This window comes from Exiguobacterium sp. BRG2 (genome assembly GCF_031844245.1).
In the GTDB taxonomy this organism is placed as follows: domain Bacteria; phylum Bacillota; class Bacilli; order Exiguobacteriales; family Exiguobacteriaceae; genus Exiguobacterium_A.
In genome coordinates this window covers 1-23,024 of record NZ_JAUZUW010000015.1, presented here as the reverse complement: position 1 = coordinate 23,024, position 23,024 = coordinate 1, and the positions used below count along the sequence as shown (strand labels likewise).

Genomic DNA, 23,024 nt, shown 5'->3' with positions numbered 1-23,024 from the left:
CGCTTATTCCTCTTCAGTAACAACTGGTGCGACAGGCGCTTGAACTTCTTCGAGTGCTGGAGTCGCGTTCGGGATATTGTCCTCGTCTTCGTCGCGCATTTCGATCTCTTCATCATCAGCAGACATCATCTTGACGTCCATACCGAGTGATTGAAGCTCTTTAATGAGGACTCGGAACGATTCCGGTACGCCCGGTTGTGGTACATTCTCACCTTTGACGATTGCTTCGTACGCTTTAACACGACCGATCGTGTCATCCGACTTGATTGTAAGGATCTCTTGGAGCGTGTAGGCTGCGCCGTATGCTTCAAGTGCCCATACTTCCATCTCACCGAAACGCTGACCACCGAACTGGGCTTTACCACCGAGCGGTTGTTGTGTAACGAGTGAGTATGGTCCTGTCGAACGTGCGTGAAGTTTATCATCGACCATGTGAGCAAGTTTAATCATATACATGACACCGACAGAGATACGGTTATCGAACGCTTCACCCGAACGACCATCATAAAGGACAGTCTTCGCGTCGCGATCCATACCTGCTTCTTCAATCGTTGCCCAAACATCTTCCTCACGCGCACCATCGAATACTGGTGATGCGACTTTGATGCCGAGTTGACGTGCTGCCATCCCGAGGTGAAGCTCGAGCAACTGCCCGATGTTCATCCGTGATGGAACCCCAAGTGGGTTCAACATGATGTCAATTGGCGTACCGTCTGGCATGTACGGCATGTCTTCTTCTGGAAGGATACGCGAGATAACACCTTTGTTACCGTGACGACCCGCCATTTTGTCACCCTCGTGAATCTTACGCTTCTGAACGATGTAAGCACGGATCAACTGGTTGACACCAGGTGAGAGCTCGTCCCCATTATCGCGGTCGAAGATTTTGACGTCGAGGATGATTCCATCACCACCGTGTGGTACACGGAGAGATGTATCACGGACTTCACGTGCTTTTTCACCGAAGATTGCATGAAGAAGACGTTCTTCCGCTGTCAATTCCGTTACACCCTTCGGCGTAACTTTACCGACGAGGATATCGCCGTCCTTGACTTCCGCGCCGACACGGATGATTCCGCGATCGTCGAGGTTTTTCAAGGCATCATCACCGACGTTCGGAATATCACGTGTGATTTCTTCCGGTCCGAGTTTCGTATCACGCGACTCACATTCGTATTCTTCGATGTGGATCGATGTGTAGACGTCGTCTTTGACAAGACGCTCACTCATGATGACAGCATCCTCATAGTTGTAACCATCCCATGTCATGAAACCGACGAGTACGTTACGACCAAGCGCAAGTTCCCCACCGTCCATCGATGGACCATCTGCAAGGATCTCGCCTTTATCGACTGGGTCGCCTGCTTTGATGATTGGTTTTTGGTTATAACACGTTCCTTGGTTAGAACGGATGAATTTTTGAATCTTGTAACGGTCGAGTTCACCTTCAACGATGTTGCCATCGACTTCCGTCGTACGACGGACAAGGATTTCACGCGCCGTGACACGCTCAGCGATCCCTGCGTGCTTCGCAACGACAGCGGCTCCTGAGTCTTTCGCAGACACGTACTCCATTCCAGTACCGACAATCGGAGATTCCGGGTTCAGAAGTGGGACGGCCTGACGTTGCATGTTCGCTCCCATGAGGGCACGGTTCGAGTCATCGTTCTCAAGGAACGGGATACAAGCCGTTGCGGCAGATACGACCTGCTTCGGCGAAACGTCCATGTAATCGACACGTGCTGGTTCGACAGACAAGTTTTGTCCACGGAAACGTGAAAGGACGTGTGAATCTTTGAACGTCTTCTCTTCCGTCAACAACATGTTTGCCTGTGCGACGACGTAGAGATCCTCTTCGTCAGCAGTCATGTAGTGGATTTCATCCGTGACGACGCCCGTTTCCGGATCGACACGACGATATGGTGCTTCGATGAAGCCGTACTCATTGACCTTCGCGTACGAAGACAACGAGTTGATCAAACCGATGTTTGGTCCCTCTGGCGTTTCGATCGGACACATACGGGAATAGTGCGAGTAGTGTACGTCACGAACTTCGAAACCAGCGCGCTCACGTGTCAAACCACCAGGTCCGAGTGCTGAAAGACGACGTTTGTGCGTCAATTCCGCAAGCGGGTTCGTTTGGTCCATGAACTGAGACAACTGCGAGCTACCGAAGAACTCTTTAATCGATGCGATAACTGGACGAATGTTGATCAAGGCCTGTGGCGTGATCGCATTCTGATCCTGAATCGACATCCGTTCCTTAACGACACGTTCCATCCGTGAGAGACCGATCCGGAATTGGTTCTGGAGCAGCTCGCCGACTGAACGAAGACGACGGTTACCGAGGTGGTCGATATCGTCTGTCGTACCGACTTCATGCAACAAGTTGAAGAAGTAGTTGATGGCAGCAATCATGTCAGCAGGCGTGATGTGCTTGATGTCACGATCGATGTTACCGTTACCGATGATATTGATGATGCGTTCACCTTCAGCATCGTCCGGTGCGAACACCTTGATTGACTGTAAGTTGAAAGCCTCACCCTGCGTTACGCCGCCTGTAGGCGTCGCTTCGATGTAACCAACGGATCCTTCGAGGAATGGAAGGACTTTATCGAGCATACGACGATCAAGGACCGTTCCTGCTTCCGCGATGACTTCACCTGTCTCAGGATCAACGAGCGTTTCCGCAAGTTTTTGACCGAAGAGACGGTTCTTAAGATGAAGCTTTTTATTGATTTTATAACGACCAACGTTTGCCAAATCATAACGTTTCGGGTCAAAGAAGCGCGATACGAGCAACGCTTTTGCGTTTTCGACTGTCGGCGGCTCTCCCGGACGTAGACGCTCATAAATCTCGATGAGGGCTTTTTCCGTTGATTCCGTATTATCTTTTTCAAGTGAATTCCGGAGGTACTCATCATCACCGAGAAGATCGATGATTTCCTGATCCGTACCGAAACCAAGAGCACGTAAAAGAACCGTTACTGGAATCTTACGCGTGCGATCAATTCGAACATAAACGATGTCTTTCGCGTCTGTCTCGAGCTCGAGCCATGCACCACGGTTTGGGATGACTGTCGCGGAGAATCCACGTTTACCGTTCTTATCTAACTTATTGTTGTAATAAACACTTGGCGAACGAACAAGCTGCGAAACGATTACGCGCTCCGCTCCATTGATGATGAATGTTCCCGACTCCGTCATAAGCGGGAAGTCACCCATGAAGACTTCTTGTTCTTTCAATTCACCCGTCTCTTTATTTTGAAGACGGACTTTAACGCGTAGTGGTGCCGAATAGGTCACGTCGCGCTCTTTCGATTCATCGATCGAATACTTTGGCTCTCCGAGCGAGTAGTCGATGAATTCTAATACGAGATTCCCTGTGAAGTCGGAAATCGGCGAAATGTCATGAAACATCTCACGGAGACCTTCCCGCAGGAACCACTCATACGAATTCGTTTGAATCTCGATTAAGTTTGGAAGTTCCAATACTTCGCTGATACGTGCATAGCTTCTTCTCTGACGGTGACGACCGTACTGAACAAGTTGACCAGTCAACTGATTCACCTCTCAGACCCACTTCTTCTTATAGAGAAGGACGGGTGTAATATCGAACATTGAAGCCATTTTTTGATTGATAAGCGCAAAAAAGCGACGTCTTGTCTACTCAATCATCTGTAGTCGAGAACGCCAGCTGCTTTCAAACATCTTATCCAAAAATCACTCCAATGGCATTTTATAATACTATCATAGACACAACATGCGGTCAACGACAAATCCTTCGATTTGTCAAGACCGAATTGATTTAAATATAGAGTACCCTTTATCCCGGGTAACTGTCTCACACATACCGAATACGTCTTCCATCAATTTCTTCGCTGATGGTCCACCTTGTTTCTTTTGAATGACGACCCAAAGTTCGCCGCCAACGACAAGGTGATCATATGCTTCTCGGAGAATACGATGAACGACCGTTTTTCCTGCCCGAATCGGTGGATTCGTCACGATCGCTGCGAATGTCGATTCGCCTATCTCATCATACCCGTCACTCACACCGGTCGTCACGGAAACACCATTCGCGCGCGCATTGTCTGCCGCTAGTTCGAGCGCCCGTTCATTGACATCGATCAAGTGTGCCGGACGACCCGTCGACTTCGAGAGCGCGATGCCCATTGGTCCGTATCCGCAGCCGACATCTAAAATGTCTCCCGCTACAGCCGGTTCCGTGAACGCCTCGATCAATAGACGGGAACCAAAATCGATTCCGTTCTTCGAAAAGACACCGTGATCCGATGTAAAGCGGAGCCTCTGACCACGCAGGACATATTCCCACGTCTTCGGATCTCGTTTCGATGAAGGGTCATTCGTATAATAATGATCCGCCATGTTTCCTTCCCCTCTCATGTAAAAGATGAAAACAAAAGAAGCTCGCAATGCGAGCTTCTCTTGTTTCTACGGAAGAAGAAAATTACTTAACTTCTACAGTAGCGCCAGCTTCTTCAAGCTTAGCTTTCATTGCTTCAGCGTCTTCTTTCGAAACGCCTTCTTTAACTGGTGCTGGAGTTCCGTCTACGAGAGCTTTCGCTTCTTTAAGACCGAGACCAGTCAATTCGCGAACTGCTTTGATGACGTTGATTTTACCAGATCCAGCGTTAGTAAGGATAACGTCGAATTCAGTTTTCTCTTCAGCTGCTGCGCCTGCGCCAGCACCTGCAACTGCTACTGGAGCTGCTGCTGATACGCCGAATTCTTCTTCGATTGTTTTTACGAGTTCGTTAAGTTCAAGAACAGTCATGCCCTTGAGGTCTTCGATAAATTGCTCTTTGTTGAAAGCCATTATGGTTTTCCTCCTTTGATTTAGCCCACGTTGGGGTGTGAAAATTGTGTTGGTTGCCTATCCCGCTAAGCAGAAATTAAGCAGATTGTTCTTCTTTTTGCTCTGCGATTGCGTTCGTTGCCACCGCGAGTCCACGGATTGGCGCTTGAAGCACGCTGAGGAGCATCGAAAGGAGACCTTCGCGTGATGGAAGTTCCGCAAGGGCTTTGACATCTTCTACTGAAGTGACTTTGCCTTCGATGATACCACCTTTGAGTTCGAGAGCCTTGTGCGTTTTAGCGAAGTCGTTCAAGATCTTAGCTGGCGCGATAACGTCTTCATTGCTGAAGGCGATCGCACTAGGACCTGTGAAGACTTCATCAAGACCTTCGAGGTTGCTTTGAACTGCCGCGCGACGGAGGAGACCGTTTTTGTAAACTTTGAATTCAACGCCCGCTTCGCGGAGTTGTTTACGAAGTTCAGTGACTTCTTCTACTGTGAGACCACGGTAGTCGACGACAACTGTTCCTGCGCTCGCTTGGAGTTTCTCAGCGATCTCAGATACGAGATCCGCTTTGACAGCGATAACTTTTTCGTTTGCCATTTCTGTTGCACCTCCTGGTAGATGAAATGTACCGGTGCGAGGGGCTGCTCGATTTCAAATAAAAAGCCTCCGTCTGCAGAGCAGAGGAGGCGTAATCGTCAAAAAGGATACCTGAACAAACAGGCTCTCTGAGCAAGAACACCTCGGAAGGATTTATGCCCATGTGAGCACCTTCTGTCTACGGTATGTCGAAATATATCAACGTTTTATACTGTAACAGCGTTCTTAGAACGTTGTCAAGTTCGTTTTAGACGAAATTATTTCGCGAAGTCAGCTGAAGATACTTTTACACCAGGACCCATTGTAGAAGCGATCGCGATGTTTTTAAGGTATACACCTTTAGCAGTAGCAGGCTTAACTTTTACGAGAGTTTCGATAACTGTGTTGATGTTATCAACGAGTTTCTCGTTATCGAATGATTTTTTACCGACAGGAACGTGGATGTTACCTGATTTGTCGACACGGTACTCAACTTTACCAGCTTTGATATCGTTGATTGCTTTTGTGACGTCAAATGTAACTGTACCTGTTTTCGGGTTTGGCATGAGACCTTTTGGTCCGAGAACGCGACCAAGTTTACCAACTTCACCCATCATGTCTGGTGTCGCAACGATAACGTCGAAGTCGAACCATCCTTGTTGGATTTTGTTGATGTACTCAGCATCACCAGCGTAATCTGCTCCAGCAGCTTCCGCTTCTTTTAATTTCTCACCTTTCGCGAAGACGAGAACTTTTTGTGTTTTACCAGTACCGTGTGGCAATACGACTGCTCCACGGATTTGTTGGTCTGCTTTCTTCGGATCTACTCCGAGACGAACAGCCAATTCGATAGTCTCATCGAATTTCGCAGTTGCAGATTTTTTAGTCAAATCTACAGCTTCTGCGAGTTCGTATGAAACCGTACGATCGATAAGCTTAGCAGCTTCTTTGTACTTCTTACCCATTTTAGGTTCCTCCTTTGTGGTTGTGCGGAAAATCCTCCCACATAATGAAAGGGTAGCAGGCTTCAAGAAACTATCCGCCTGCGACCCTCATCGTTGTTCATGGTAATCAAAAAGACATTAGTCTTCGATTACGATACCCATAGAACGTGCAGTACCTTCAACCATCAACATTGCTGTTTCAACAGATGATGCGTTAAGGTCTGGCATTTTTGTTTCAGCGATTTCACGAACTTTGTCACGTTTGACAGTCGCTACTTTCTTACGGTTCGGTTCACCTGAACCACTCTCAATTCCAGCTGCTTTCTTCAAGAGAACTGCTGCTGGAGGAGTTTTAGTGATGAATGTGAATGAACGATCTTCAAAAACCGTGATGACTACAGGGATAATCAAGCCGGCTTGGTCTTGTGTACGAGCGTTGAACTCTTTACAGAAGCCCATGATGTTCACACCTGCTTGACCGAGTGCCGGTCCAACTGGTGGAGCTGGGTTTGCTTTGCCCGCAGGAATTTGAAGTTTTACGAGTTTCATAACCTTCTTCGCCACGAGACACACCTCCTTAATTCTTTAATGTGGTTTAATTGGACGTTGCGCGTCCTCCCACTCATTCTATTCGACGAGTTATTTATCGAAATAAGCACAACATCAAACACGAAAAATTGTATCATTAAAACAAAACATTCGCAATAGGAAACTTAATCGATTTTATCGACCTGTGCGAAATCAAGCTCGACCTTCGTTTCGCGACCGAACATATCAACAGAGACTTTCATTTTCTCAGCATCTGCATCAAGCTCCTCGATCGTACCTTCGAGATTTTCGAAAGCTCCTTCTTTGATTCGGACGATTTGTCCGAGTGAGAAGTCGTAACGGCTCTTCAGATCGACAAGACCCATTGATCCAAGGATATTTTCTGCTTCTTCCGGAAGAAGTGGGGTTGGTTTTGAACCGCCGCCGACTGATCCGAGGAAGCCTGTGACGTTCGGAGTATTCCGGACGACATACCAAGAATCATCCGTCATGACCATCTCAACGAGGACATATCCCGGGAAGATCTTGACTTCACGTTCCTTGATTTTCGTTTCTCCCTTTTTGTTCGTTACTTCTTCTTGTACCGTTTCAATCGGAACGAGTACACGGAAGATTTTTTCGTCCATGTTCATGGATTCAATCCGACGTTCAAGGTTCGCCTTGACGTTGTTTTCGAATCCGGAATACGTTTGGACGACAAACCATTGTTTCTCCATGGTAGGCCACCTCTTCTTTTTACTTAATCAACCAGCTCATCAATGCGCTAAGCCCTGAATCGACGCCGAAGATGAAGACACCCATGAAGATCACCATACCGATGACCGTCAGTGTGTATTTCGTCAGCTCTTTCCGTTTTGGCCAGCTCGTCTTTTTCAATTCATTCCATACGTCACGCAAAAATTTCATCGTACTTTCCCTCCAGGATGTAATAAATCGGGACAGATGAAGCTTTATTTCGCTTCTTTATGAATCGTATGCGCGTTACAACGACGGCAGAATTTCTTCAATTCCAAGCGGACAGTGACGTCCTCTTTTTTCATCGTCGTATAGTCGCGGGCACCGCAATTATCACAAGCAAGGCCTACTTTCTTCGCCATCTCAAAGTCCTCCTTCTTTGCCACTCTTCTTTTCTGTTGAGGTACTTTCCTTCCGAAAAAGAGCGTAAAAAAAAACGCCTATGAGCGGCGTCTCGCTAGTAAGGCGCTAGTTATACAGTAGCATAGGAAGGGGTTACGGTCAATCTACCTCTCTGTTAGACCGTCATCTTTCGTGCTTCGAGATAACGCTCAAGCTTGCGCTTGACGCGTTGCAAGGCATTGTCGATCGATTTGACATGACGATCGAGGTCGTCAGAGATTTCCTGATACGTCCGTCCGTCAAGATAGAGCGCGAGGACTTTGCGTTCAAGGTCGCTTAAAATTTCATCCATCTTCGATTCAATGTCTGCATATTCTTCCCGGTTGACGATCAAGATTTGTGGGTCAGAAGGTGCTGTCGACGTGATGATATCGAGTAACGTCCGCTCCGATTCATCGTCATAGATCGGTTTATCGAGTGAGATGTACGAATTCAACGGGATATGTTTCTGACGTGTCGCCGTCTTGATCGCAGTGATCATCTGTCGCGTGATGCATAATTCGGCAAATCCTTTAAACGAGGCAAGCTTATCCGTTCGGTAATCCCGTACTGCTTTATAGAGACCAATCATTCCTTCTTGAATGATATCTTCTCGGTCTGCCCCGATCAAAAAGTAAGAACGGGCTTTGGCGCGCACGAAATTTCGATACCGCTCGATCAAAAATTCGAGCGCATCGCTGTTGTCGAACTCTTTCGCTTGTTCTACAAGCGCTTCATCGGTCATGCACCCAAACTGGTCGAACGAAACCAAACTCATCTTGTATCCCTCCAAGCATCATTGACGAATAGTTCAATTGTTTTTAATTATACAATAATTACCTGTCGCACGACAATGAAAATTGGCATGACCTCTTTTGTTGCATCCAACATGTATCTTTTCTATAAAAAAATCCACCATTCTTCCAAATGAAGAACGATGGATTGCTCATACGAATGGTTCATATCATGTATCTGAATTCTTTCGACGACGGATCGCTTCTAAACGTGCGACGACGTCTTCTGGTAAATCAATCTTCGAGCGCGGTTGAGCCGTCGTCTTCGCAGACGTCGTCTGTTGTTTGATGACAGCGACTGCCGCTTTCCACTCTCGCCGGAGCTCTTGCGCCGATATGCGGAGTGCGCCGAGCGTGAAGATGACCCATTGCTCCGTGTAGTCGTTCGTCGCTACCGTCAACTTGACTCGGATGTCCTGTAACCAATCAGCAGCTGTCTTTTCAATCCATTCATCTGCCGTTTCGTTCTCCCGTGTATAGACGATATCGATTCCGCTTTTTAGCATCCGAGACTCACGTCCTGGTTGCAGATAGGCATCGAAGACGATCGTAACGCTGAGACCTGTGACAGCTTGGTATTCCGCCATCGCATGAATCAGCCGTTCCCGTGCCAATTCAAAATCTTGCTCCCGCAACGTCCGAAATTCTGGCCATGCGCCAATGATATTATAGCCATCTACGATGAGACGATCATATTTCATCGCGCATACGGCTTTCTAGTCCGGTAGACTTCATATAGTAATAATGAAGCAGCAACCGATGCGTTGAGCGATGTGACATGTCCCGCCATCGGGAGGTGGACGAGGAAATCACATTTTTCACGGACAAGCCGGCTCATTCCTTTTCCTTCACTTCCAATGACGATTCCGAGTGGCATCGTCCCATCGAGCGTCCGGTAGTCATCACTTTCGCGCGCATCCGTTCCGACGAACCAGATGCCTTGTTTCTTTAGATCTTCCATCGTCCGCGCAAGGTTCGTCACGCGAACGACAGGAATATGTTCGATCGCGCCTGTTGATGCCTTTGCGACGACTTGCGTCAATCCGACTGATCGACGCTTCGGAATGATGATCCCGTGTGCCCCGACAGCATCTGCCGTCCGCAAGATTGATCCGAGATTATGTGGATCCTCCAGTTCATCGAGTAGGATCAAGAGCGGTGTTTCATCCTTTTGACGTGCCAGCTTGAAGATGTCTTCCATCTCGGCGTACTCGTACGCCGCTACCGCTGCGACGACACCTTGGTGATTTTCCGTTCCAGCTAAACCGGTTAACCGCGAACGCGGGACGAGCTGGATTTGAATGCCCGCTTCCTGCGCCATCGCATGGATGACGGCAAGTGGTCCTTTTTGTTGTCCTTCTTGCAAGAACAGCTTGTTCATCTCTCGTCCACTCCGTAATGCCTCTAGGACCGGATTACGACCTGACAAAAAATCTTGTCCTTCTTCGAGTGGCTCGATCACGACAGGCTGTTCCTTGACCGGAGCGGCTTTTCGTTTCTCTGGTGCTGGACGCTGTGCCTTCGTTTTTGGCTTCGCGCTTGTAGCCTTAGGATTCGTCTGTTTTTTCGGCTTCGAGTAATTCGAACGCTTGTCCGATGAGTTCTTCAAGGCGATCCCCTCCTTCTGAAAGATAAATATAACCGAGCAATGCTTCAAATGCTGTCGCGTAGCGATACGTATGGACGTCCGTGCTCTTCGGAACAGAACCGGATTTCGCGTTCTTTCCGCGCCGGACGACCGCTGCCTCTTCTTCCGTCAACGCATCCGTGTTCAACCAGTGTGTCACGACCGTCGCTTGTGCTTGTGCCCGAACGTACCGGACAGCTGCTTTATGCAACTCGCCCGGCTTCACGTAGCCTTGTTCGAGCAATCGCTCGCGCACACGAATCTCATAGACGACGTCGCCCATGTACGCTAATGCGAGTGCGTTCAGTTGTTTGTAGTTCTTCATCCGCGCTTCCACCGCATCCCTTGCGCTGTATCTTCGAGCAGAATGCCTTGGTCACGTAATTGGTCGCGAATTGCATCTGCTCGTGCAAAGTCACGATTTTGACGGGCTGTGTTCCGCTCTTCGATCAACTGTTCGACTTCTTCATCGAGTAAGCCTTTATCAACTGTCAACGTCACACCTAGGACGCCTGATAATTCCGAGAAGAGTGCGAGGAACTGTTCGAGCACCTGTTTCGATACATGCGCTTCTCCAAGGTATAGGTTGGCTTCTTTTGAGAGATCAAACAAATCCGTCACAGCGTTCGCTGTATTGAAATCATCATCCATCGATGTGATGAAGTGTTCCTTGATCGCCGCTAGACGATTCAACCACTTCTCGTCACCTGTTCCGAGATCGGCCGTCATCTCAAGACGGTGTTCGATGTTTGCGACCGACTCCCGAATCCGTGCGAGACCATTCGCTGCTTGATCGATCAGTTCACGACTATAGTTGATCGGGTGACGATACTGAACCGATAACATGAAGAACCGTAACACCATCGGATCGACCGCTTGGATCGCTTCATGGACTGTCAGGAAGTTACCGAGCGACTTCGACATCTTCTCGTTTTCGATGTTCAAGAACCCGTTATGCATCCAGTAGTTCGCGAACTTCTGCGAGTTGCACGCCTCAGACTGGGCGATCTCATTCTCATGGTGCGGGAATTTCAAGTCTTGTCCGCCAGCGTGGATATCAATCGTCTCCCCAAGGTATTTCTTCGCCATCGCCGAGCACTCGATGTGCCAGCCTGGTCGTCCTTCGCCCCATGGACTCGTCCATGCCGGCTCCCCTGGTTTTGCTGCTTTCCAGAGCACGAAATCAAGCGGATCTTCTTTTTTCTCTCCGACTTCGATTCGTGCACCTGCACGCAACTCGTCGATTGACTGTTGGCTTAATTGTCCGTAATCCTTGAAACTACGCGTCCGGAAGTAGACATCTCCGCTTGAAGCGTAGGCATTGCCTTTTGCAACGAGTACTTCGATGAATGCGATGATATCGTCCATCGTTTCCGTGACGAGTGGATGGATGTCCGCTTTTTGGACATTCAAGGCGCCCGTGTCCGCGTGATACGCCTCGATGAAACGTTTCGTCAACGCATGATAATCTTCTCCGAGTTCGTTCGCTGTCCGGATGATCTTATCGTCGACGTCCGTGAAGTTCGAGACGTATTTGACCTCATATCCGCGATATGTGAAGTAGCGACGGACCGTATCGAAGACGATGGCTGGACGTGCGTTGCCGATATGAATGTAGTTGTATACCGTCGGGCCACAGACATACATCTTGACCTTTCCTTCTTCTAATGGTTTAAATGGTTCCTTTTTTCCGGTCATGCTGTTGTACAGTTGAATCATGACGTCGCCCTCCTTTAATCCGTTCAATTTCTTGTTTTAATACTTCTAGTTCCATTTCAATCCGCTCTTGGCATTCGCTGACCGGATCCGGGAAACGATGATCAAGTGGTGCTTCGACCTTCATGCCGTCTTGAATGACGACACGTCCCGGAATGCCGACGACGGTCGCATTTGGAGGAACGTGTTTTAAGACGACAGAACTGGCACCGATTTTCGAGTATGCCCCGATCGTGATATCACCAAGGACACGGGCACCTGCTGAAACAAGTACGCCGTCTTCAATCGTCGGATGACGCTTTCCTGTTTCTTTCCCCGTTCCGCCGAGTGTCACGCCTTGAAACAACGTGACGTCATCACCAATGATCGTCGTCTCACCAATGACGACACCCATCCCGTGGTCGATAAAGAATCGGCGTCCGATCGTTGCTCCTGGATGAATCTCGATGCCTGTCAAAAAGCGACTGAATTGCGAAATCAATCGACCGAGCAAGCGAAACTTCGCGTTCCAGAGCCGATGGGCCAGGCGATGCATCCAAATCGCATGTAAGCCCGGGTATGTCAAAATGACTTCTAACGTGCTGCGGGCAGCTGGATCTTGCTCAAACACATTGCGGATATCTTCTCGCATCCGTGTCATATACGTTCTCCTCTCCATAAGAAAAAGCGCCTCCATGCATTGCTGCACAGAGACGCTAACGAAGCGCGGTCCCACTCTGTTTGGACGATTGACTCGTCCCTCTTGACGTCCGTTAACGCCGGAGATACGTCTGCGCCTACTCTCACGGATTTCGGGCAGCACTCAGAGGGGCATTTCATGATTCGCTTCTTCAAGCCCTCGCACCATTCGAGCTTGTCTCTGGAGAAGAAGACGCATCGTTACTTTCCTCGTCTACGCTTTCGTTATTCTGCTTCAAGCCGTGCAAGCACACGGTCTTTTCCTAGTAATTGAATCGTGTTCGGGAGTTCTGGACCATGCGTCTGTCCTGTCGTCGCGACACGAATTGGCATGAATAAGTTCTTTCCTTTTTGACCAGTCGCTTTTTGCGTCGCTTTGATCGATGCTTTAATCGCTTCTGGTGTCCACTCTTCGAGAGCACGTAACTGGTTCGCGAATTCTGCAAGTACAGTCGGAACCATCTCGCCACTCAAGACAGTGTTTGCCTCTTCATCATACACCACTTCGTCCTCAAAGAACATCTCTGAAAGCTTGACGATTTCCGCGCCATGCGTCATCTGTTCGCGGTATAACGCGACGAGATCACGTGCCCAAGCGAGCTCTTCTTCTGAAGGTGACGCTTCGACGCGACCTGCTTCTTGTAGGAACGGAAGACTGGCTTCGAATACTTCTTCGAACGATTGGTGTTTCATGTACTGGCTGTTGATCCAAGCCAATTTGTTTTGGTCAAAGACAGCCGGACTCTTCGAGAGACGATCCGCGTCAAAGATTTCGATGAACTCTTCTTTCGTGAAGATCTCTTGTTCGCCGACTGGTGACCAACCGAGAAGCGTGATGAAGTTGAGCATTGCTTCCGGGAGATAACCGAGCTCTTTATACTGCTCGATGTACTGAATGATCGAGTGATCACGTTTCGAGAGTTTCTTGTGTGATTCGTTGACGATCAATGTCATGTGACCGAACGTCGGGTATTCCCAACCGAACGCATCATAGATCATCATCTGTTTCGGTGTGTTCGAAATATGGTCATCTCCACGAAGAACATGGCTGATCGCCATCAAGTGATCGTCGATGACGACGGCAAAGTTGTACGTCGGAATGCCATCTTTTTTGACGATGACCCAGTCACCGAAGTCTTTTGATTCGAATGAGACGTCGTCTTTGACGATATCATTCCATGTATACGTGACATCTTCCGGTACACGAATCCGAATCGACGGCGTGCGACCTTCTGCTCGGAACGCTTCTTCTTGTTCTGCTGTCAGGTTACGGTGTGCCCCTGAATAACGTGGTGCTTCTCCACGTGCGATTTGTGCTTCGCGTTCTGCTTCGAGCTCTTCCGATGTCATGTAGCAACGGTAAGCGAGTCCCTTTTCAAGTAACTCGTCCGTGTACTTTTGATAGATATCGAGACGCTCCATTTGTGAATAAGGACCGTACTCGCCACCGCGATCTGGACCTTCGTCCCAATCGACACCGAGCCACTCGAGGTTCTTCATTTGACTCTCGACACCACCTGCGATGTTCCGCTTTTGGTCCGTATCCTCGATTCGTAATACCATCTTACCGCCTAAGTGGCGCGCAAACAGATAGTTAAATAATGCAGTCCGGGCATTCCCGATATGCAAGTGTCCTGTTGGACTTGGGGCATAACGTACTCGTACTTCTGCCATTGCCAATCACTCCTTCGACTAAAATTCGCTTATCTAGTATACCTTATTCTTCGATTCGTTTCAGTAGAATCACTGCTTGACAAGCGATTCCCTCTTCTCGTCCCGTAAAACCTAACCATTCCGTCGTCGTTGCCTTGACATTGATCTGTTCAATGTCCGCTTCGAGTAATTCCGCGATTCGCGCACGCATCGTGTCGATGTACGGACGAAGCTTTGGTGCCTGTGCGATGACTGTCGCATCTAGGTTGCCAAGCTCATACCCTTGTTGTTTAACGAGCGCGTAGACATGCTGCAGCAATTTTGCTGAATCGGCATCCTTGAATTCCGGATCCGTGTCCGGAAAATGTTTTCCGATATCTCCTGCTGCGATTGCACCAAGTGCCGCGTCGGCAATCGTATGTAACAAGACGTCTGCATCCGAATGACCGAGCAATCCTTTCGTGTGCGGAATCTCGATGCCGCCTAAAATCAATTTCCGATCCTCTGCAAAGGCATGTACATCAAAACCTTGTCCAATTCGAATCATCGTCATTTCCCTCGTTTCATTAGAATCGCTTCACCGAACCATAGATCGTCCGGTGTCGTCATCTTGATATTTTCGTAGTGACCGTGGACGATCGTTACTTTTCCTCCGTCCCATTCTATCAAACTTGCATCATCGGTTCCTAGGTATTTCGTTGCCGCTTTTTCATGAACCGTGCGAATCGTCGCAAGATCAAACGCTTGTGGTGTCTGGGCTGCCATCAGGCGTTCCCGCGGGACGGTCTCACTGATGTGATTTGCTTCGATCCGTTTGACGGTATCTTTGATCGGTACCGCGAGAATCGCTGCCTGATCTTGGACTGCTGCTTGGACAACCGCCTGAATCGCTGCTTGTGAAATGAACGGTCGGGCACCATCATGGATCAGAACGATTCCTTCGCCTTCTAACGCCTCAAGACCACGAAGCACACTTTCCTGACGTTCGGCACCACCCGTGACAAGTCTAATCGATGTCTTATAAGACGCGATAATACTTGTAAACCATTCCTGTTCTAGTGGATTGATCGCAAGGATGATTTCCGTACATGCCGGATCTGCCTCGAAGACATCCAGTGTCCAAGCGATGATTGGACGGTCTCTTAGTTCAAGCATCAATTTATTACGATCTGCGCCCATCCGCTTACCGGCACCGGCAGCGGGGATGACGACGCGATATGTGGCTGTAGACATCTCATTCCCTCTTTTCTATCTCACTGATCATCGTGATCCATTCCATCACACCGAAAACGGACTCGATCATGAAATCGAATCCGTTGCGGGGTCTATCCGAATGCCTCTCGATGTCTCTCTAGGCATAGTGTCTCATTTTTCTTGTGGTTTCGCAAAAATCATTCGTCCAGCTGACGTCTGCAAGACACTCGTGACGACGACGCCAATCGTTTTCGAAATGAGGTGTTTTCCGCCTTCGACGACGACCATCGTCCCATCTTCGAGATAGGCAATGCCCTGTTTTTGTTCTTTTCCTTCCTTGATGACAAGAACGGTCATCTCTTCTCCTGGAATGACGACTTGTTTGACGGCATTCGCCAGGTCATTGATGTTAAGAACAGGAACATGTCGGACTTCACAGACTTTGTTCAAGTTATAGTCGTTCGTGACGACGATCCCTTTGACGAGTTCCGCGAGTTTAATCAGTTTGATGTCTACTTCCGGTACATCCTCGAAGTCGCCATCGTAAATTTCGACCTCAACACCGGGAATCTCTTGTAACTCTTTTAAGACATCGAGTCCACGACGTCCACGGTTTCGTTTCAACGTGTCCGAAGAATCGGCGATGTACTGCAACTCCCCAATGACGAATTGCGGAACGATCAGCTTTCCTTCGACGAAACCGGTCTTCGTGATATCCGTGATCCGCCCGTCGATGATGACGCTCGTATCGAGTACCTTACTGTTTGACTTAACTGGGGCGACGACTTCAGGTGCCGTCTTTTTCTCACTTTGGTTGCTACGTAAGAAGATTTTCGTCAATTCATGACGTTTACGATACCCGACTGTAAAGCCGAGATATCCGAATAACGCGGTCACGAAGATCGTTAAGACGTTACTGAGGACAGGAATACCTACCAAATCAATCAATGTACTGACGAGGAAAGCCAGTACCAACCCAATCAACAAACCAAATGTTCCAAAAAAGAGATCTGCCACTGGGGCTTTGACGAGCCGTTCTTCTAAAAATCGGAGAAGTCGAATTACCGAATCCGTAATGAATAATCCAATTAATAAGAATATGAGTGCACCAATCGTTCCAGTTACGTATTCGCTCATCAACCACGCGGGGAATGTCGTATTCGTTGCCGTTTCAATTAATTGGAAGAACTGAGGAAGCAACAAGATCCCGAGGGCAAGTCCGAGTAATGCAAAAAATACCCGAATGACGATTTTCAATCTTCTCACCTCCTTTGCTTATTTTAAGTTCATTGTAACATGTACTGATTTGAACTACCTACGCCGGAAGGAGGGGAAACTGTTTACATATCCATTACAGTTCCCCCATTTTTTGCGTCATTCCAGCTTAAAACGGAATCGTTTCACGTAATGCTTCATCCACACTCTCGACACCGACGACCGTAATCCCGTCCGGATACGTCCAACCACCCAAGTTGTTTTTCGGAATGATCGCCCGCGTGAAACCGAGTTTAGCTGCTTCTGCTACACGTTGTTCAATCCGCGATACACGGCGAACTTCTCCCGTCAACCCGACTTCACCAATCACGACATCGGTCGGACGCGTCGGCTTGTCACGGAAACTAGAGGCAATGGCAACACAAACCGCTAAGTCAATCGCAGGTTCATCAAGCTTCACACCACCGGCTGCCTTGAGGTACGCATCTTGTGTCTGAAGGAGAAGACCCGATCGTTTCTCAAGGACGGCCATCAATAACGCTACTTTATTTTGATCGATTCCGGTCGCCATCCGTCTAGGATTGCCGAATGACGTCGGTGAAATCAACGCTTGCAGTTCGACGAGGACGGTCCGTGTCCCTTCCATGGAAGCGACGATCGTCGAACCGGATACACCGGACGTCCGCTCCTCGAGGAAAATTTCTGACGGATTCAAGACCTCTTCAAGACCAGACTCCCGCATCTCAAAAATTCCGATCTCATTCGTTGAACCAAATCGGTTTTTGACAGCACGCAGAATCCGGAACGTATGGTGACGTTCGCCTTCGAAATACAAGACAGCATCCACCATGTGCTCAAGTAACCGTGGTCCAGCAATCGAACCCTGTTTCGTGACATGACCGACGATGAAGATCGCGATCCCGCGACTCTTCGCAATTTTCATCAGCATCGCCGTACATTCCCGTACCTGTGTCACGCTGCCGGGTGCAGACTGGATTTCATCAATGTAGACGGTTTGAATCGAGTCGATGATTAAAAAACGTGGCTGTTCTTCATCGACGACACGTTCAATCATGTTCATATCCGTCTCACTAAGGACGAACAAATCCTGAGTCGGTAAGCCAAGCCGTTCCGCGCGCAATTTAGTTTGTTTGAGCGATTCTTCTCCTGAGATGTAGAGCACTTTTTCGCCACGTTGGGCAAGACGTGCGCTCGTCTGCAGTAAGATCGTCGACTTCCCGATCCCCGGATCTCCTCCAACTAGCACCATCGAACCTGGAACGATACCACCTCCGAGAACACGGTCGAATTCACCACTTCCGGTAAAGACGCGACTCTCTTCTTGCGAAACGATATTCGCGAGGCGCTCTGGCTTTAATTGTTTTGTCGTCGTATGAACGAAAGCGGCACCGCGCCGTCCTTTTTTTTCTTCGACGACTTCTTCGACCATCGTGTTCCATTCCCCGCATCCTGAACAACGTCCCATCCATTTCGGTGATTCGGTCCCACAGCTTTGACAAACGAATTTTGTTTTTAACTTAGCCAATCGATTCATCCTTTCTGTTTCAAAAAAAGAACCAGCTTCGCTCAGAAAGTGCGAAAGCTGGCCCTGTGCTCAGTGCTTATTCCGTTGCGGCAGAACTCACGTGATTCCGGCGAACGATGAATTCGTTCTCTTCGACATCAAGCGCAACACGTTCTCCTTTTTGGATATCGCCTGCGAGCAATGCTTCTGACAACCGGTCTTCCGCTTCCCGTTGAAGGGCACGACGGATTGGACGTGCGCCGTACTCTGGATCGTATCCGATATCGGCAATCTTCGAGAGGGCAGCTGGTGTCAATTCGAAATGAATTTCCTGTTCAGCCAAACGTTTTTCAAGGGTTTTCGCCATCAACTTCACGATCTCTTCGATGTGTTGTTTCTCGAGTGAGTGGAAGACGATCGTTTCATCAATCCGGTTCAAGAACTCTGGACGGAACGCCCGTTTGAGTTCTTCCATGACTTTATCTTTCATGTCTTTGTATTCGCGATCCGTATCTTCAGAAACAGCGAAGCCAACATATTTATTACGTTTAAGAGCACTTGCACCGACGTTCGATGTCATGACGATGATCGTGTTACGGAAATCAACCGTCCGACCTTTCGAGTCTGTTAGGCGTCCATCATCAAGTACTTGCAAGAGAATGTTGAAGACTTCCGGGTGCGCCTTCTCGATTTCATCAAGTAAGATGACTGAGTATGGTTTCCGGCGAACTTTTTCCGTTAATTGACCGCCTTCTTCGTAACCGACATAGCCTGGAGGTGAACCGACGAGACGACTCGTTGCATGTTTCTCCATGTACTCTGACATGTCGATCCGGATGATTGCATCCTCATCACCGAACATTGCTTCGGCAACCGCACGTGCGAGTTCTGTTTTACCAACCCCAGTAGGACCGAGGAAGATGAACGAACCGATCGGACGTTTTGGATCTTTCAGTCCAGCACGTGCGCGACGGATCGCTTTTGAAATCGATTTAACGGCTTCATTTTGACCGATGACACGATCGTGAAGGATTTCTTCGAGGCGAAGGAGACGATCCGTCTCTTCTTCCGCGATCTTCGTGACCGGTACACCTGTCCAGTTGGCAACAACTTGTGCGATGTCATCTTTTGTGACTTCAAGTTTTTCGTTGCCTTGTTTATTCTGCCATTCCTCTTTCAAACGCTCAAGCTCATCGCGTAATTTTTGTTCCGTGTCGCGGAGGCTTGCTGCTTTTTCGAACTCTTGACTTTGGACAGCTTCATCCTTGTCCTTACGGATACCCTCGAGTTTTGCTTCAACTTCTTTTAAGTTCGGTGGTGCTGTGTATGAACGCAACCGAACTTTCGATGCCGCTTCATCGATCAAATCGATCGCTTTATCCGGAAGGAAACGATCCGAAATGTATCGATCCGACAAGGTGACGGCTTCTTGAATCGCTTCGTCTGTGATCGTCACACGGTGGTGTGCTTCATAACGATCGCGAAGACCAAATAGGATTTGTGTTGCTTCATCCGTTGTTGGCTCTGCGACTTGAATCGGTTGGAAACGACGTTCGAGTGCCGCATCTTTTTCGATGTATTTCCGGTACTCATCAAGAGTCGTTGCTCCGATACACTGGAGTTCGCCTCGTGCGAGCGATGGTTTAAGGATGTTCGATGCATCGATCGCACCTTCTGCTCCACCCGCTCCAATCAATGTATGCAACTCATCGATAAAGAGAATGATGTTACCAGCTTGACGAATCTCATCCATGACCTTTTTCAAACGATCTTCGAATTCACCACGGTATTTCGTGCCGGCGACGAGTGTTCCCATATCGAGTACCATGACGCGTTTATTGCGTAAGGTCTCCGGTACTTCATTGTTGATGATTTGTTGAGCGAGACCTTCGACGACAGCCGTTTTACCGACCCCTGGTTCCCCGATCAAGACTGGGTTATTCTTCGTCCGGCGGCTCAAGACTTCGATGACGCGTTGAATCTCTTTCGCGCGACCAATGACGGGATCAAGACGTGTTTCACGCGCTTGTTGAGTCAAATCACGAGCAAGGCCATCAAGTGTTGGTGTTGCGACACCTGAACCTGCTTGCGACGCGTTTGCTGTCGTTTCGCTGTTCCCAAGCAACTGGAGTACTTGCTGACGGGCTTTTGAAAGACTGATGCCTAAGTTATTTAAGACACGAGCAGCAACGCCCTCTCCTTCTCGGATCAATCCGAGTAAGAGGTGTTCTGTTCCAACGTAAGAGTGACCTAGTTTACGTGCCTCATCCATTGATAATTCGATGACTTTTTTCGCACGTGGTGTATAGTGAATCGTCGTTGCACCATCTTGTCCGCGACCGATCAACGCTTCGACTTCCATCTGAATTTTATCTGAACTGAGACCGAGTGCTGTTAAGGCTTTCGCAGCGATTCCGTCTCCTTCACGTACAAGTCCGAGTAAAATGTGTTCTGTTCCGATATTGTGGTGCCCCAACCGTACTGCTTCTTCTTGAGCAAGTGCCAATACACGTTGTGCACGTTCTGTGAATCGTCCAAACATCATTATGCAAAACCTCCTTGTGTGTGATCCCTGTTTGTCTGTTCGGTTAACATCGTCCGGATTCGTTTCGCCCGTTCGATGTCCCGTTCTCTAGATGTTAATTGTTTCCCGAAATGCTTTTGTAAAAAACCTGTTTGTAATGAAACGAGCAGTTGATGAAAAAGATTTGGAGGAAGATTGACCTCTAGTCCCAGACTGTCCGCTAAGCGAACATCCGATAACCGTTCCGTTGCTTCCCGCGCTGTAATCAGTCGAGCTGATGTCAGGACACCGTAGGAACGATATAGTCTATCCTCTAGTTCTTCTTGATACATCTCCAATAATCCTTTTCGTGCTGCCTGTTCTGCTTCAATTAATGCTTCGACGGCAAATTGATAGTCCGTGATCAGCATATCCTCACTTGCCCCAAGCGTCCGTTGGTTCGAAAGTTGGAACATGCGACCAGAGGCATCGCTTCCCTCGCCGTAACGCCCACGAATCGCGAATCCGAGCTGTCGTAAGTGTTTGATATAGCCTTGAATCTGATTCGTCAGGACCAGTCCCGGTAAGTGCAACATGACGGAAGCACGAAGACCAGTTCCGACGTTACTCGGACACGTTGTTAAATAACCAAGTGTGTCATCAAAAGCAATTTTAAATCGTTCACTGATCAAGCGATCGACTTGTTTTGCGATCCGAAACGCTTCTTCAAGCTGTAGCCCAGGTAATAACGTCTGGATTCGAAAATGATCCTCTTCGTTTACCATGACACTGATCTGCTCATCCTCACTAATGAAGAGTCCCGTCCGTGGATGACTGGCTAACGCTGGACTGATCAGATGCTTTTCTACTAAAGCGGTTCGCGTCAGAACATCTGCTTGATCGACGCGACCAAACCGGAACCCTTTCATCCCGTTTAGTTGACGTTCGGTCTCTTCAATGAGCGCATTGGCTTGTGCTTCGGACAACATCGTTGAGAACGGATAACGTGTCGTATTACGCGCCAATCGGATCCGTGTCGAAACGACGATGTCGTCAAAGGGAGAAGATTGATTCATCGATTCGCTTAAAGGGTGTTGGAGCAACTCTTCAAACATGACGCAAATCCTCCTCGACACTCTCAATCTGTTGTTTTATGATTTCTGCTTCTTCATAATCTTCTGCTAAGATTTTGCGGTTAAGTTGCTCTTTGAGTCGACTGAGTTGCTGGTTCAATCGTTTTTCAACGGTTTCCTCATCAGGTCGCGAGCCATAATGTTGCGTATGACCGTGTTGGAACTGACGAACCATACCGTCGACTTCGTCTTTGAAAAATGAATAACAAGTCGGGCAACCGACTTTACGAAGATGAAGCAATTGTTGACGGGTCATACCGCAAGACGGACACGCCGTCCCTTGGTATTCACGTGCCAACTCCCGCACACAAACCGAGCATAAGAACTTCTCATCGGTTTCCGATTCTTGTGGAAGTTTGACACGGACGATTGCTTCTCGTTCGCCACATCGTTGACAACGCATCATGCATTCCTCCAATGTCCCACGACTAGAGTCGCTTCATGGTTTGAAGAAGCGTCCGCATCAAGTGGGCACGCATCCGGTGTTGATCTTCGACCGCCATTGGCAAACTCTCTTTTTGCAACAGCGATTGAATCAAAATAGCTTCCCGCCGCGTCAGTAATTGTTCGTTCATCAAACGAATCAAATAATCTTCTGCAGCTTGTTCCGTCAAATGATCACCGATCCATGAACTGACTTCGTCTAATAGATCGTGACTATCGAGCACAACGATTTTTTGAATCCGAATGTATCCACCGCCGCCCCGCTTACTTTCAACAAAATAACCCTTTTCGACCGTAAAACGAGTATTGATGACGTAATTGATTTGTGATGGAACACAGTCAAAACGTTGTGCAATTTCTTGACGTTTGATTTCAATCGTCTTTTCGTCGTGTAAAATTTGCTTTAAATAGGCTTCGATGATATCTGTGATGTTTTGCATTGGCACCACCTCTCTGACCATCTTTGACTATTGTTTGATTTAATAGTAATCATCTAAAAAAAGAAATGCAACTGATAAGGCTTTTTAGAAA

At 48.3% G+C, this 23,024-nt stretch carries 24 protein-coding genes and 2 other annotated features; all 24 genes read right to left on the bottom strand.

Annotation, left to right across the window (positions count from 1 at the left end; all coding sequences use genetic code 11):
- Positions 1 to 3 precede the first annotated feature (3 nt).
- The 24 genes from rpoB to Q9R23_RS14775 all read right to left on the bottom strand — a co-directional run bounded on the left by rpoB (position 4) and on the right by Q9R23_RS14775 (position 22,933).
- On the bottom strand, positions 4 to 3,561 hold the full coding sequence (gene rpoB / locus Q9R23_RS14890) for a DNA-directed RNA polymerase subunit beta (RefSeq protein WP_058705179.1): 3,558 nt from the start codon (positions 3,559 to 3,561) through the stop codon (positions 4 to 6).
- Positions 3,562 to 3,792: 231 nt separating this feature from the next.
- Complete coding sequence (locus tag Q9R23_RS14885) at positions 3,793 to 4,389, bottom strand: class I SAM-dependent methyltransferase (protein WP_311247373.1); 597 nt, start codon at positions 4,387 to 4,389, stop codon at positions 3,793 to 3,795.
- A gap of 82 nt (positions 4,390 to 4,471) precedes the next feature.
- Positions 4,472 to 4,840: a 50S ribosomal protein L7/L12 gene (gene rplL / locus Q9R23_RS14880; RefSeq protein WP_311247372.1), complete on the bottom strand. Its 369-nt coding sequence runs from the start codon at positions 4,838 to 4,840 to the stop codon at positions 4,472 to 4,474.
- A 76-nt stretch (positions 4,841 to 4,916) separates the two neighbouring features.
- Positions 4,917 to 5,423 (bottom strand): 50S ribosomal protein L10, encoded by a 507-nt coding sequence (gene rplJ / locus Q9R23_RS14875; protein WP_023466611.1) that lies wholly within the window; start codon positions 5,421 to 5,423, stop codon positions 4,917 to 4,919.
- A 50-nt stretch (positions 5,424 to 5,473) separates the two neighbouring features.
- Positions 5,474 to 5,625 (bottom strand) — a sequence feature (ribosomal protein L10 leader region).
- A 55-nt stretch (positions 5,626 to 5,680) separates the two neighbouring features.
- Complete coding sequence (rplA, locus tag Q9R23_RS14870; RefSeq protein WP_064300983.1) at positions 5,681 to 6,367, bottom strand: 50S ribosomal protein L1; 687 nt, start codon at positions 6,365 to 6,367, stop codon at positions 5,681 to 5,683.
- 117 nt (positions 6,368 to 6,484) lie between these two features.
- Positions 6,485 to 6,910 carry a 50S ribosomal protein L11 gene (rplK, locus tag Q9R23_RS14865; protein ID WP_023466609.1) on the bottom strand — a complete coding sequence of 142 codons (426 nt, stop codon included), beginning with the start codon at positions 6,908 to 6,910 and terminating at the stop codon, positions 6,485 to 6,487.
- Between the two features lie 149 nt (positions 6,911 to 7,059).
- Positions 7,060 to 7,611 carry a transcription termination/antitermination protein NusG gene (nusG, locus tag Q9R23_RS14860; RefSeq protein WP_214856813.1) on the bottom strand — a complete coding sequence of 184 codons (552 nt, stop codon included), beginning with the start codon at positions 7,609 to 7,611 and terminating at the stop codon, positions 7,060 to 7,062.
- 19 nt (positions 7,612 to 7,630) lie between these two features.
- Positions 7,631 to 7,801, bottom strand: a complete 171-nt coding sequence (gene secE, locus Q9R23_RS14855) for a preprotein translocase subunit SecE (RefSeq protein WP_023466605.1) — start codon at positions 7,799 to 7,801, stop codon at positions 7,631 to 7,633.
- Positions 7,802 to 7,845: 44 nt separating this feature from the next.
- Positions 7,846 to 7,992, bottom strand: a complete 147-nt coding sequence (rpmG, locus tag Q9R23_RS14850) for a 50S ribosomal protein L33 (protein ID WP_023466603.1) — start codon at positions 7,990 to 7,992, stop codon at positions 7,846 to 7,848.
- A 155-nt stretch (positions 7,993 to 8,147) separates the two neighbouring features.
- Positions 8,148 to 8,789, bottom strand: coding sequence for an RNA polymerase sporulation sigma factor SigH (gene sigH, locus Q9R23_RS14845; RefSeq protein ID WP_035413147.1), 642 nt, complete (start codon positions 8,787 to 8,789; stop codon positions 8,148 to 8,150).
- 186 nt (positions 8,790 to 8,975) lie between these two features.
- Entirely contained in the window at positions 8,976 to 9,506 is a 531-nt protein-coding gene (locus tag Q9R23_RS14840; RefSeq protein WP_214856811.1) for an NYN domain-containing protein, read from the bottom strand.
- A complete protein-coding gene (gene rlmB, locus Q9R23_RS14835) occupies positions 9,503 to 10,267 on the bottom strand; it encodes a 23S rRNA (guanosine(2251)-2'-O)-methyltransferase RlmB (protein WP_214856825.1) in 765 nt (254 codons plus the stop codon). The genes Q9R23_RS14840 and rlmB overlap by 4 nt, the downstream gene beginning before the upstream one ends.
- An 85-nt stretch (positions 10,268 to 10,352) precedes the next feature.
- Positions 10,353 to 10,757, bottom strand: a complete 405-nt coding sequence (locus Q9R23_RS14830) for a Mini-ribonuclease 3 (protein WP_023466600.1) — start codon at positions 10,755 to 10,757, stop codon at positions 10,353 to 10,355.
- The gene (cysS, locus tag Q9R23_RS14825) at positions 10,754 to 12,151 is read right to left on the bottom strand and encodes a cysteine--tRNA ligase (protein ID WP_050677146.1); all 1,398 of its coding nucleotides are present in this window, start codon (positions 12,149 to 12,151) and stop codon (positions 10,754 to 10,756) included. Before cysS ends, Q9R23_RS14830 begins: the two co-directional genes overlap by 4 nt.
- Positions 12,105 to 12,806, bottom strand: coding sequence for a serine O-acetyltransferase EpsC (gene epsC, locus Q9R23_RS14820; RefSeq protein ID WP_155960240.1), 702 nt, complete (start codon positions 12,804 to 12,806; stop codon positions 12,105 to 12,107). Before epsC ends, cysS begins: the two co-directional genes overlap by 47 nt.
- A gap of 27 nt (positions 12,807 to 12,833) precedes the next feature.
- Positions 12,834 to 13,052, bottom strand: a binding site (T-box leader).
- On the bottom strand, positions 13,052 to 14,500 hold the full coding sequence (gltX, locus tag Q9R23_RS14815; protein WP_214856807.1) for a glutamate--tRNA ligase: 1,449 nt from the start codon (positions 14,498 to 14,500) through the stop codon (positions 13,052 to 13,054). (Overlaps the previous feature by 1 nt.)
- 43 nt (positions 14,501 to 14,543) lie before the next feature.
- On the bottom strand, positions 14,544 to 15,026 hold the full coding sequence (gene ispF / locus Q9R23_RS14810) for a 2-C-methyl-D-erythritol 2,4-cyclodiphosphate synthase (protein WP_029343079.1): 483 nt from the start codon (positions 15,024 to 15,026) through the stop codon (positions 14,544 to 14,546).
- 2 nt (positions 15,027 to 15,028) lie between these two features.
- The gene (gene ispD / locus Q9R23_RS14805; protein ID WP_214856805.1) at positions 15,029 to 15,712 is read right to left on the bottom strand and encodes a 2-C-methyl-D-erythritol 4-phosphate cytidylyltransferase; all 684 of its coding nucleotides are present in this window, start codon (positions 15,710 to 15,712) and stop codon (positions 15,029 to 15,031) included.
- A gap of 132 nt (positions 15,713 to 15,844) precedes the next feature.
- A complete protein-coding gene (locus tag Q9R23_RS14800) occupies positions 15,845 to 16,930 on the bottom strand; it encodes a PIN/TRAM domain-containing protein (protein ID WP_050677148.1) in 1,086 nt (361 codons plus the stop codon).
- 127 nt (positions 16,931 to 17,057) lie between these two features.
- Positions 17,058 to 18,434 carry a DNA repair protein RadA gene (radA, locus tag Q9R23_RS14795; RefSeq protein ID WP_029343076.1) on the bottom strand — a complete coding sequence of 459 codons (1,377 nt, stop codon included), beginning with the start codon at positions 18,432 to 18,434 and terminating at the stop codon, positions 17,058 to 17,060.
- 76 nt (positions 18,435 to 18,510) lie between these two features.
- On the bottom strand, positions 18,511 to 20,958 hold the full coding sequence (clpC, locus tag Q9R23_RS14790) for an ATP-dependent protease ATP-binding subunit ClpC (protein ID WP_023466588.1): 2,448 nt from the start codon (positions 20,956 to 20,958) through the stop codon (positions 18,511 to 18,513).
- Positions 20,958 to 22,031: a protein arginine kinase gene (locus Q9R23_RS14785; protein ID WP_195866116.1), complete on the bottom strand. Its 1,074-nt coding sequence runs from the start codon at positions 22,029 to 22,031 to the stop codon at positions 20,958 to 20,960. The genes clpC and Q9R23_RS14785 overlap by 1 nt, the downstream gene beginning before the upstream one ends.
- A complete protein-coding gene (locus tag Q9R23_RS14780) occupies positions 22,024 to 22,452 on the bottom strand; it encodes a hypothetical protein (protein ID WP_214856803.1) in 429 nt (142 codons plus the stop codon). The genes Q9R23_RS14785 and Q9R23_RS14780 overlap by 8 nt, the downstream gene beginning before the upstream one ends.
- A 25-nt stretch (positions 22,453 to 22,477) precedes the next feature.
- Positions 22,478 to 22,933, bottom strand: coding sequence for a CtsR family transcriptional regulator (locus Q9R23_RS14775; protein ID WP_023466578.1), 456 nt, complete (start codon positions 22,931 to 22,933; stop codon positions 22,478 to 22,480).
- Positions 22,934 to 23,024: the final 91 nt, after the last annotated feature.

Excerpts from the sequence above, each read along its gene's own strand:
- gltX (WP_214856807.1), bottom strand. The coding sequence starts at position 14,500 with ATGGCAGAAGTACGAGTACGTTATGCCCCAAGTCCAACAGGACACTTG.
- sigH (WP_035413147.1), bottom strand. The coding sequence starts at position 8,789 with ATGAGTTTGGTTTCGTTCGACCAGTTTGGGTGCATGACCGATGAAGCG.
- clpC (WP_023466588.1), bottom strand. The coding sequence starts at position 20,958 with ATGATGTTTGGACGATTCACAGAACGTGCACAACGTGTATTGGCACTT.
- Q9R23_RS14775 (WP_023466578.1), bottom strand. The coding sequence starts at position 22,933 with ATGCAAAACATCACAGATATCATCGAAGCCTATTTAAAGCAAATTTTA.
- rplJ (WP_023466611.1), bottom strand. The coding sequence starts at position 5,423 with ATGGCAAACGAAAAAGTTATCGCTGTCAAAGCGGATCTCGTATCTGAG.
- Q9R23_RS14830 (WP_023466600.1), bottom strand. The coding sequence starts at position 10,757 with ATGAAGAACTACAAACAACTGAACGCACTCGCATTAGCGTACATGGGC.
- Q9R23_RS14780 (WP_214856803.1), bottom strand. The coding sequence starts at position 22,452 with ATGCGTTGTCAACGATGTGGCGAACGAGAAGCAATCGTCCGTGTCAAA.
- Q9R23_RS14785 (WP_195866116.1), bottom strand. The coding sequence starts at position 22,031 with ATGTTTGAAGAGTTGCTCCAACACCCTTTAAGCGAATCGATGAATCAA.
- rplA (WP_064300983.1), bottom strand. The coding sequence starts at position 6,367 with ATGGGTAAGAAGTACAAAGAAGCTGCTAAGCTTATCGATCGTACGGTT.
- Q9R23_RS14885 (WP_311247373.1), bottom strand. The coding sequence starts at position 4,389 with ATGGCGGATCATTATTATACGAATGACCCTTCATCGAAACGAGATCCG.
- ispF (WP_029343079.1), bottom strand. The coding sequence starts at position 15,026 with ATGATTCGAATTGGACAAGGTTTTGATGTACATGCCTTTGCAGAGGAT.
- cysS (WP_050677146.1), bottom strand. The coding sequence starts at position 12,151 with ATGATTCAACTGTACAACAGCATGACCGGAAAAAAGGAACCATTTAAA.
- ispD (WP_214856805.1), bottom strand. The coding sequence starts at position 15,712 with ATGTCTACAGCCACATATCGCGTCGTCATCCCCGCTGCCGGTGCCGGT.
- nusG (WP_214856813.1), bottom strand. The coding sequence starts at position 7,611 with ATGGAGAAACAATGGTTTGTCGTCCAAACGTATTCCGGATTCGAAAAC.
- epsC (WP_155960240.1), bottom strand. The coding sequence starts at position 12,806 with ATGGAGAGGAGAACGTATATGACACGGATGCGAGAAGATATCCGCAAT.
- secE (WP_023466605.1), bottom strand. The coding sequence starts at position 7,801 with ATGAAATTTTTGCGTGACGTATGGAATGAATTGAAAAAGACGAGCTGG.
- rpmG (WP_023466603.1), bottom strand. The coding sequence starts at position 7,992 with ATGGCGAAGAAAGTAGGCCTTGCTTGTGATAATTGCGGTGCCCGCGAC.
- Q9R23_RS14840 (WP_214856811.1), bottom strand. The coding sequence starts at position 9,506 with ATGAAATATGATCGTCTCATCGTAGATGGCTATAATATCATTGGCGCA.
- rplL (WP_311247372.1), bottom strand. The coding sequence starts at position 4,840 with ATGGCTTTCAACAAAGAGCAATTTATCGAAGACCTCAAGGGCATGACT.